Below are 9747 nucleotides of genomic sequence, written 5' to 3'. Positions count from 1 at the left end.
GCCAGCCGATTCGCCCGCACCTCCAGCTCCGCATACGACAGGGCCACACCCTCACCCGCCACCGCGACCGCGTCCGGTGTCCGCTCCACCCACCGCTCGAACAACCCGTGCAACGTCACCGGCTCACACACCCGACCCGACGACGCCCACGTGCCCAGCACCAACCCACGCTCGGCGCCCGACAACACCTCCACACCACCGACCCGCACCCCCGGATCAGCAGCCACCACCTCCAGCACCCGCACCAAACGCTCCACCACACCCACCACCGACACCCGGTCGAACAGATCGACCGCGAACTCCACACTCCCCTCGATCCCGCCCGACGTCTCGGCGAGGGTGAAGGAGAGGTCGAACTTCGCCGTGTCCAGGCGGACCGGCTGCCGGCTCACCTCGATGCCGGGGAGTTCGAGGTCGGCCGACGGGATGTTCTGCAGTTGCAGCGAGACCTGGAAGAGGGGGTGGCGGGCCATGGAGCGCTCGGGGTTCAGCACCTCGACCAGCCGCTCGAACGGCACGTCCTGGTTCGCGTAGGCCGCGAGGTCCGTCTCCCGCACGCGGTCCAGGAGTTCGGCGAAGGTCGGGTCGCCCGACACATCGGTGCGCAGGACCAGCGTGTTGATGAAGAATCCGACCAGGTCGTCCAGCGCCTCGTCCGTACGGCCCGCGACGGGCGAGCCCAGGGCGATGTCGGTGCCCGCGCCGAGGCGGTGCAGCAAGGTGGCCAGGGCGGCCTGGACGACCATGAAGAGGCTCGTGCCCGTGGCTCGGGCGAGCTCGCCGAGCCGGGCATGGAGTTCGCCCGGGATGTGGAAGGGGACGGTGTCCCCGCGGTAGCTCATCTCCGCCGGACGCGGACGGTCCACCGGAAGCACCAACTCCTCCGGCAACCCCGCCAACGCCCCACGCCAGTAATCCACCTGCCGCGACAACTCACTGACCGGGTCATCCTCATCACCCAGCACATCCCGCTGCCACAACGTGTAATCCGCGTACTGCACCGGCAACGCCACCAACTCCGGTACGCCACCCCCCGCACGCGCCGCGTACGCCTCGCCCAGGTCGCGTGCCAGGGGCGCGAGGGACCAGCCGTCGCCCGCGATGTGGTGCACCACGACCAGCAGCACGTGGTCATCGGGCGCGACGGTTACCAGGTGGGCGCGGACCGGTATCGCGTGGACCAGGTCGAAGCCCTCGGCGGCGATCGTGGCCAGGGTGTCGTCGAGCGTGTCGGCGGTGGCGTCGGTCCGGTGCAGACGGGGCCGGGCCGCCGGGTCCGAGGCGTCCAGGACGAGCTGGCGGGGGCGGCCGTCGACGTCGGGGAAGAGGGTGCGCAGCGCTTCGTGGCGTGCCGCCACATCGGCGAGCGCGGCTTCCAGCGCGGCCGGGTCGGGATTGCCGCGCAGCCGCAGCGAGAGACCCAGGTTGTAGGTGCCGCTCGGGCCCTCCAGGTGGGCGAGGAACCAGAGCCGGCGCTGCGCGTGCGACAGGGGGATCTCGGCGGGGCGCTCGCGCGGGCGCAGCGGCTCGCGGGCGCCCTCGGCGTCGTCGAGAACGGCGGCGAGTGCCGCGACGGTGGGCGTCTCGAAGAGGGCGCGCACGGTGAGTTCGACGCCGAGGACGGAGCGGATGCGGCTGATCAGCCGGGTGGCGAGCAGCGAGTGGCCGCCCAGGTCGAAGAAGCTGTCGTCGACGGTGACCCGTTCCAGGCCCAGGACCTCCGCGAACAGGCCGCACAGCAGGTTCTCGCGGTGGGTGCGCGGGGCCCGGCCATCGCCGGATGCGGTGAAGTCGGGGGCGGGCAGGGCCCTGCGGTCGAGCTTGCCGTTGGTCGTCACCGGCAGGGCGTCGAGCAGCAGCACGGCGGCCGGGACCATGTAGTCGGGCAGTGCGGCGGCGATGTGCGCGCGCAGCTCGGCGGGGTCGGCGGTGCCGGAGGCCGGGACGGCATAGGCGACGAGGCGCTTGTCGCCGGGGTGGTCCTCGCGGACGACGACGGTGCCCTGGGCGACGCTCTCGTGCCCGAGGAGGACGCCCTCGATCTCGCCGAGTTCGATGCGGAAGCCCCGGATCTTGACCTGGTCGTCCACCCGGCCGAGGTACCGCAGCTCGCCGTCGTCCGTCCACCGGACGAGGTCGCCGGTGCGGTACATCCGGTCGCCGGGTGCGCCGTGGGGGTCGGCCGTGAAGCGTTCGGCCGTCAGTCCGGGGCGGCCGAGGTAGCCGCGGGCGAGGGCCGCACCGGTGAGGTACAGCTCTCCGGGGACGCCGGCGGGCACTGGCTGGAGGGAGGCGTCCAGGACGTACACCCGGGTGTTGGTGATGGGGCGGCCGATCGGGGGCGCGCCGGTGCCGGGCCGGAGGGGGGCGCTCATGCTGGCGCAGACCGTCGACTCGGTGGGGCCGTAGGCGTTGACCATGCGGCGGCCTTCGGACCAGCGGGCGACGAGTTCCGGGGAGCATGCCTCGCCGGCGGTGACCAGGGTCATGCCGTCGGGGAGCCGGGCGTCGCCCATGGCGGCGAGCACGACCGGGGGCAGGGTGGCGTGGGTGACGCGCTGGTCGGCGAGGAGCCGGGCGAGGGGTTCGCCGGCGGCCAGCCGTTCGGCCGGGGCGAGGACCAGGGTGGAGCCGCAGAGCAGCGTGGCGAGGATCTCCCAGATCGAGGCGTCGAAGCTGGGCGAGGAGAACTGCAGTACCCGCTGGCCCTCGCCGCCGCCGAACGCGTCGCGGTGGGCGGCGGCCATGCTGGCGACGCCGGTGTGGCTGACCACGACGCCCTTGGGGCGGCCGGTGGAGCCCGAGGTGTAGATGACGTACGCGGCGTCGAGCGGGGTGAGGGGGGCCGGGTCGAGCCCGTCGGCGGGGAGCCGTGTGTCGTCGAGGAGCAGCAGCCTGGGCCCGTCGTCGGGCAGGGCGGTCCGCTGCGCGGTGTCGCTGAGGACGAGGGCGGGGCGGGCGTCGCCGAGGATGTACGCGATCCGCTCGGCCGGGTAGGCCGGGTCGACCGGTACGTAGGCCGCGCCCGCCTTCATCGTCGCGAGGAGGGAGACGATCGTGCCGACCGAGCGGCCGAGTGCCACGGCCACGCGATCGCCCCGCCGGACGCCGCGCTCGTGGAGGAGCCGGGCCAGGCGTGCCGCGCGGTCGTCGAGTTCGCGGTAGGTCAGCGCGGTGTCCTCGAAGACCAGGGCGGTGGCGTCGGGTGTGCTGCGGACCTGGCGGGCGAAGAGTTCCGGGGTGGTGGCGTACGGAACGTCCCGCGCGGTGTCGTTCCAGGTGACGAGGGTCCGCTGCCGTTCGTCGGCGGAGAGGACGTCGACGGCGCCGATGCGGGTGTCGGGGTCGGTGGTGACGGCGTCGAACAGCCGGAGGAAGCGGTCACCGATCGTGCGCGCGGTCGCGGGGTCGAAGAGGTCGAGGGCGTACTCGATCCGGATCTCGACACCGGCGGGCCGGCCGTCGTCGGTGAAGCGCTCCCCCAGCCGGAAGGAGAGGTCGAACTTGGCGGTGTCGGTCTCCAGGTTGCGGGCCGTCGCGGTCAGGCCCGGCAGATCGAGGACGGGTGCGTCGTTGTCCTCCAGGGCGAGGGTCACCTGGGCGAGGGGGTGCCGGGCCATCGAGCGCACCGGGTTGAGGATCTCGACCAGGCGCTCGAAGGGCACGTCCTGGTTGGCGTACGCGGCCAGGTCGGTCTCCCGGACCCGTTCCACCAGCTCCCGGAAGGTGGGGTCGCCCGACAGGTCGGTGCGCAGCACCAGGGTGTTGACGAAGAAGCCGACCAGGTCGTCCAGTGCCTCGTCGGTGCGGCCGGCGATGACGGTGCCGACGGGGATGTCGTCGCCGGCGCCGAGCCGGCCCAGCAGCGCGGCCAGCGCGGCCTGGGCGACCATGAAGACACTGGCGCCGCTCTCCCGCGAGAGGGCGGTCAGGCGCTCGTGGGTCCGCGCGGTGAGCCGGAGGCCGATGTGGCCTCCCCGGTGGCTCGCGACCGCCGGACGGGGCCGGTCGGCGGGAAGGGCCAGCTCCTCGGGCAGGTGGGCGAGCGTGTCCCTCCAGTGCGCGATCTGCCGGGCGAGGACGCTGTGCGGGTCGGTCTCGTCGCCCAGCAGGTCCTGCTGCCAGAGGGTGTAGTCGGCGTACTGCACCGGCAGCGGTGCGAACTCCGGGGCCGGACCGCCGAGCCGGGCGGTGTAGGCGCGGCTCAGATCGCGGGTGAAGGGGGCGACCGACCAACCGTCGCCCGCGATGTGGTGCACCACGACGAGCAGCACGTGCCGGTCCGGGGCGACGGTGAACAGGTCGGCGCGGATCGGGAGTTCGGCGGCCAGGTCGAAGCCGCGCGCGGTCGCGTCGGCGAGGACGCGGTCGAGCCGGTCGGCGGCGGTGTCGGTGAGGGTCAGGTGGGGGCGCGCGTCGGCGGCCGGAAGCACGTGCTGGTACGGGACTCCGTCGCGGACCGGGAAGACGGTGCGCAGGCTCTCGTGGCGTGCGACCACGTCGGCGAGGGCGGCGCGCAGCGCGTCGGTGTCCGGGCGGCCGGAGAGTTCGACGACGAGCCCGTCGTTGTACGAGGTGTCGCCGCTCTCCATCTGGTTGAGGAACCACAGCCGGTTCTGCGCGGCGGACAGCGGGAGGGGGTCCGGCCGGGTGCGGGCGGTGAGGGCTTGGCGGGCGCCCCCGGCAAGGCCGAGCGCCTCGGTGAGCGTGGCGACCGTGGCGTTCTCGAACACGGTACGCAGGGTGAGTTCGGCCCCCAGCTCCTTGCGGATGCGGCCGACGAGCCGGGTGACCTGGAGGGAACTGCCGCCCAGCAGGAAGAAGTTGTCGTGGACGGAGTGGACGTCCCGGCCGAGGACCTCGGCGAAGAGGCCGCGCAGGACCTCCTCCTCGGGGGTGCGAGGGGCGACGGTCTCGGCGGCCCCGGCGACGGCCTCGGCCCGCTCGGCCCCGGCCGTCGGCGCCGGTGCGGCGGCGCGCAGCGGCGCGAGGCGGGCGGTGTCCCGTGCGATGGAGTCCACGCGCCGGCCGGGTTCGGCCGTGCCGAGGGCGTTGAGGAAGCCGAGGAACGTGTCCAGGTAGGTACCCAGGTCGTCCCCGGTGTAGTGGTCGGGGTTGGCGTCGAAGTCGATCTGGAGTCCGCCGCCGGTGCCCCGGTCGTACACCTGAAACGAGAGGTCGTCGGCCGGGCCGATGGAGAGGCTGTGCGGCCGTGCCGGGTGTCCGCCGAAGGTGAGGTCGTAGTCGAGGATCATGATGTTGACGTGCGGCCCGACGAGCCGGCGGTCGTCGGCGAGCATGCCGAGGTCCCTGCGCAGGTCCTCGAACTGGTAGCGCTGGTGCTTCATCGCGGCGCGCAGCTCCGCCGAGACCTCGTGCAGAAGCTCCTCGACGGTGATTCCGGGCCGCACGGCGACCCGCAGCGGCAGCACGTTGGAGACCATGCCGGGGACGCTGCGGGCGCGCTTGCCGAGCCGGGTGGAGACGGGCAGGCCGAGCACGATCTCGGGCTCGCCGGTGAGGCGCTGGATCCAGGCGGCGACGGCCGCGATCAAGGCGGGCGGCCAGGTGACGGAGACGTCGCTCGCCAGGGTGCGCAGGCGGTCGGTGTCCAGCGGGTCCAGCAGGGCGGTGCGGCGGACCAGGGAGGTGGCCAGGGAGGGCTGTGCGCCGGAGAGGCTGACCGGCGCGGGGCAGTCCTTGAGCCGGTCGATCCAGTAGCCCCGGTCGGTGCCGAAGCGTTCGGAGTCCCGGTACGCGGCCTTCTCGTCCAGCAGCTGTGCCAGCGGGGCGAACGGGGTCGCCGGGACCGGTTCGCCGGCCACCAGCGCCGAGTACACGGCGGCGGTGCGGTGGACGACCAGGTTGACGGTGAAGCCGTCGAGCAGCAGGTGGTGGTAGCGGTGCAGCCAGAGGTGGCGGTCGTCGGCGAGCTTGAAGAGGGCGAACAGGAACAGCTGGTCGTGCTCGGGGTCCAGGGGCCTGGCGAAGTCCTCGTCCATCCAGGCGCGGGCCGCCGCCCACGGGTCGCTCTCGCCGCTGACGTCGACGACGTGCAGGGACCAGTCGAGGGCGTCGGCCGGGACGATGCGGGCGGCGGGGCCGGCCTCCGCGTCGACGAAGCGCTGACGCAGTGTGTCGGCCTCGCGGACGACGTGCCGGAGCGCGGTCTCGAAGAGGGCGGCGTCGACCGGGCCGCTGATTTCCAGGAACTCGCCGATGTTGAAGATCGTGTTCCGCGGATTCAACTGCTGCGCGTACCAGACGCCCGACTGGGCAGCGGTCAACGGCAGAAGGGCGCCCGGAAGGTCAGACACAGCTACTCACCCTCAATGAAATGACGGAACAAGCACGGAAAAGAAATGCCGCAGGACAACGGGACCATGTCTACAGTCGGGTTTCCGCAGGGACAACGGCTGTTGCAGAAAGTTGCCACCCCTGGGGCGGAGGCCGCGTGCTAGCGTGAGGAACATGACCGGAGACGTGAAATCAGAAGCCACCCTGCTGGACCGCCACATGCCGCAATGGCATTTCCGTGAACGGCATTGGGTGGCTGTTTCCGCACCCCGTGAGGAAGTGCTGCGCGCGGCGCGCGAGATGACCTGGCGCGAGGCCCCGGTGGCGCGCTTCTTCCTGGCCTTCACGCGGAACAAACTGCGGGCCGACGGGAAGGTCCTGGACGACTTCGCGATGGGCGGGGACACCGTACTGGAGCTGGCCGAGGACGAGTTGCTCTACGGAGGCATCGGCTCCCAGGCCGGCCCGGTGCGCCCGGACCGGCCGATGCACGAGGTGTTCAGGGACTACGCGGAACCGGGCTGCACCAAGGTCGGTTTCAATATGCACTACGCGGCCGGCGTATTGACGACGGAGACCAGGATATTCGCGACGGATGAGCGGACCCGGCGCAACTTCGGCCGTTACTGGTTCCTGATCCGCATTCCGAGCGGAATGATCCGTATCGCCCTGCTCTCCGCGATCAAGCGACGCGTCGACGGCCGCCGGAAGGGTTCCGATGGAAATCCCGGCGGCCGGACAGCGGATCAGGTCCAGGATCAGCCCTGAGATTCCCGTACGAGTTCGATGAACCGGCCTGCCGTCGAGTTGCGGTAGAACTCCTGGGTGGTGACCTTCGGCAGGCCGATTTCCCGCATCTCGCGCAGCACCCGGATCACGAGCAGTGAATTCCCGCCGAGCTCGAAGAAATTGTCCTTCTCGGTCACCTCGGTGTTCAGCACATGTCCCCAGAGTTTGAGGATCTGCGCTGCCTGGGAGTCGTGCTCCTCGGCCGGGGCGCCGCCCGGCACGGCCCGCTCCTCCCGGCCGGCGGCCACCGGAGCCGGCAGCGCGGCCGTGTCGACCTTGCCGTTGATGGTCAGGGGGATCGCGGGCAGCGCCGTCAGGGAGGCCGGGACCATGTACGCGGGCAGCACACCCCTGGCGTGGGCGAGGACATCGGCGGTGGAGGCCCCCTCGCGCAGCGCCACGTAGGCGTCGATGCGGGCGGTCGCCGGGTCGGCCGGCACCTCGTGGTTGAGCACGGCCGCCGCGGCCGAGACCGCCGGGTGGCCCAGCAGCACGTTGCGGATCTCGTCGAGTTCGATCCGGTGGCCGCGGACCTTGACCTGGCTGTCCAGCCGGCCGAGGTGGTCGAGGCCGCCGTCCGGGCGCAGCCGCCCCCGGTCGCCGCTGCGGTAGACGCGCCCGCCGCCGTACGGGTCCTCGACGAACCGTTCCGCGGTGAGGTCGGGGCGGCCCAGGTAACGGTCCGCGACACCTGCGCCGCCGACGCAGATCTCCCCGGCGGCGCCGACCGGGAGCAGCCTGCCGCGCGGGTCGCGGACCGACAGGGTCCAGCCGGGCAGGGCGCGGCCGACCCGGCGGCCGGCGGCCGCCACATCGGCGGGGGTGACGGTGTGCGCGGTGACGTGGACCGTCGTCTCGGTGATGCCGAACATGTTCACCAGCCGGCAGCCGGTGTGCGGGTGGCGGGCGAACCACGGCGCGAGCATCCGGACGTCCAGCGGTTCGCCGCCGAAGACGACCAGGCGCACCGCGAGGGGCTCGCGCCGCCGCCGGTCCGCCTCGATCACCTGGGCGAAGGCGGACGGGGTCTGGCTGAGCACCGTGACGCGCTCGGCCGCCAGCAGGTCGTAGAAGAGTTCGGTGTCCCGGGTGACCCAGTGGTCGACGACCACCAGGCGCCCGCCGGTGAGCAGGCAGCCCCAGATCTCCCAGACGGAGAAGTCGAAGGCGCTGGAGTGGAAGAGGGTCCAGACGTCGCCGGTGCCGAGGGCGAAGTCCTCGCGGGTAGCGTCGAGGAGGGCGCCGACGTTCCGGTGCGGCACCACGACGCCCTTGGGCCGGCCGGTGGAGCCCGAGGTGTAGATGACGTACGCGGGGGCCGCCGGATCCTCCGCCGGTGCGACCGGTCCGGTGCCCCGGCCGAGGGTGCGCAGTTCGTCGGGGGTGACGACCCGTACCCCGTCGGCCGGGGGGAACGTCTCGTCGACGCCGCCGACGACGACCGTGATGCCCGCGTTCTCCACCGTGTAGCGCAGGCGCTCCTCGGGGTAGCGCAGGTCCATCGGGACATAGGCGCAGCCGGCCTTGAGGACGCCGAGGAGGGTCGCCACCAGGTCCGCGTCGCGTTCCAGGGCGACGCCGACCATGCTGCCGGGGGCGACGCCGAGCGCGCGCAGGCCGGCGGCGGTCCGCTCGGCGGTGGCGTCGAGTTCGGCGTAGGTGAGGCGGGTGTCGCCGGCGGTGAGGGCCACCGCGTCGGGCTGCCGGCGGGCGACGTCGGCGAAGAGCCCGTGCACCGTCCGGCCGGCCGTGCGGGTGTCCGTGGCGGGGGTGACGCCCAGCCGCAGCACCGCCTCGGTCTCCTGCGGTGTCAGCAGTGCGACCGCGTCGAGCGGCTGCTCGGGGGCGGCGGCCAGCTGGGCGGCGACGTGCGCCACATGGCCGGCGAACCGCTCGGCAACCACCGGGGCCAGCTCGCCCAGGTCGTGGCGGAGCAGTCCGGAGGCCCGGTCGCCGTCGTGCAGGGTGAAGTGCAGCTCGGCGGGGAGTTCGGGGGCGAGGGAGGGGAGCCTGCGTTCGCCCGGCCTGGCCCGCTCGACGCGGAGGCCGACCCCGGCGCCGGCCAGGGCGGGCAGTCCGTCGGTCCCGGTGTTCTCCCACTCGGCCAGGTAGTCGGCGGTCCGCCGCGTCTCGTCGACCGGCGCGCCCGCGCCGTACCGCGCGAGGACCAGTGCGACCGCTCCCACCAGCAGGGCGGTTCCGGCGCGCAGTCCGGCGGGAAGCGGCACGGTCACCTCGCCGGTGCGGCCGGCGTCGGCGGGGTCGCCGAGGCCCCATTCCAGAGCGGGCCGCAGTCCGTTCGAGGCGCCGGTGGGTGTGTCGCTCCGCCCGAAGCGGAACGGGGCGTCGCCGATGGTGAGTTCGTGGCGGGCCACCAGGACGAGGTCCGCGTCGCCGTCCGCGTAGCGCAGCAGTACGGCCCGCAGCGGGAGGGCCGAGGTGTGCAGCGGGCGTTCGGACTCCCGGCGGCGCCGGTGCGCGGCAGCCGGGTCCGCGGCCCCGAAGGGCAGCGTCTCCTCCCACAGCCGCAACTCCCCCGTGCCGAGGCGGGCTTCGGCCGCTCCGGCGCGCAGGCGCTGCCGCAGCCCCGCGGCATCGACCGGGCCGGGCACACGGACCACGAGGCTGTGACAGCGCCTGGCCTGACTTCTCGACATGGAC

Annotated in this window: 3 protein-coding genes; 1 reads left to right on the top strand and 2 read right to left on the bottom strand. The window is 73.0% G+C overall.

The annotated features are described in order from the left end of the window. Positions 1–6317, bottom strand: a 6317-nt coding sequence (locus ABZ565_RS18495; protein ID WP_361027493.1) for an amino acid adenylation domain-containing protein, incomplete at its 3' end; no start/stop codon positions are given. A 154-nt stretch (positions 6318–6471) separates the two neighbouring features. On the opposite strand from ABZ565_RS18495, the gene ABZ565_RS18490 reads away from it, so the two are divergent. Next, entirely contained in the window at positions 6472–7065 is a 594-nt protein-coding gene (locus ABZ565_RS18490; RefSeq protein ID WP_361027490.1) for a hypothetical protein, read from the top strand. On the opposite strand, the gene ABZ565_RS18485 is transcribed toward ABZ565_RS18490, so the two are convergent. Next, entirely contained in the window at positions 7056–9743 is a 2688-nt protein-coding gene (locus ABZ565_RS18485; protein WP_361027487.1) for a non-ribosomal peptide synthetase, read from the bottom strand. The two genes, ABZ565_RS18490 and ABZ565_RS18485, sit on opposite strands and share 10 nt — an antisense overlap. Positions 9744–9747 lie beyond the last annotated feature (4 nt).

Origin of the sequence: Streptomyces sp. NPDC016469 (assembly GCF_040632905.1) — a bacterium.
GTDB lineage: Bacteria > Actinomycetota > Actinomycetes > Streptomycetales > Streptomycetaceae > Streptomyces.
The sequence above is the reverse complement of the archived record's forward strand: the minus strand, read 5'-3'. Positions and strand labels throughout refer to the sequence as shown.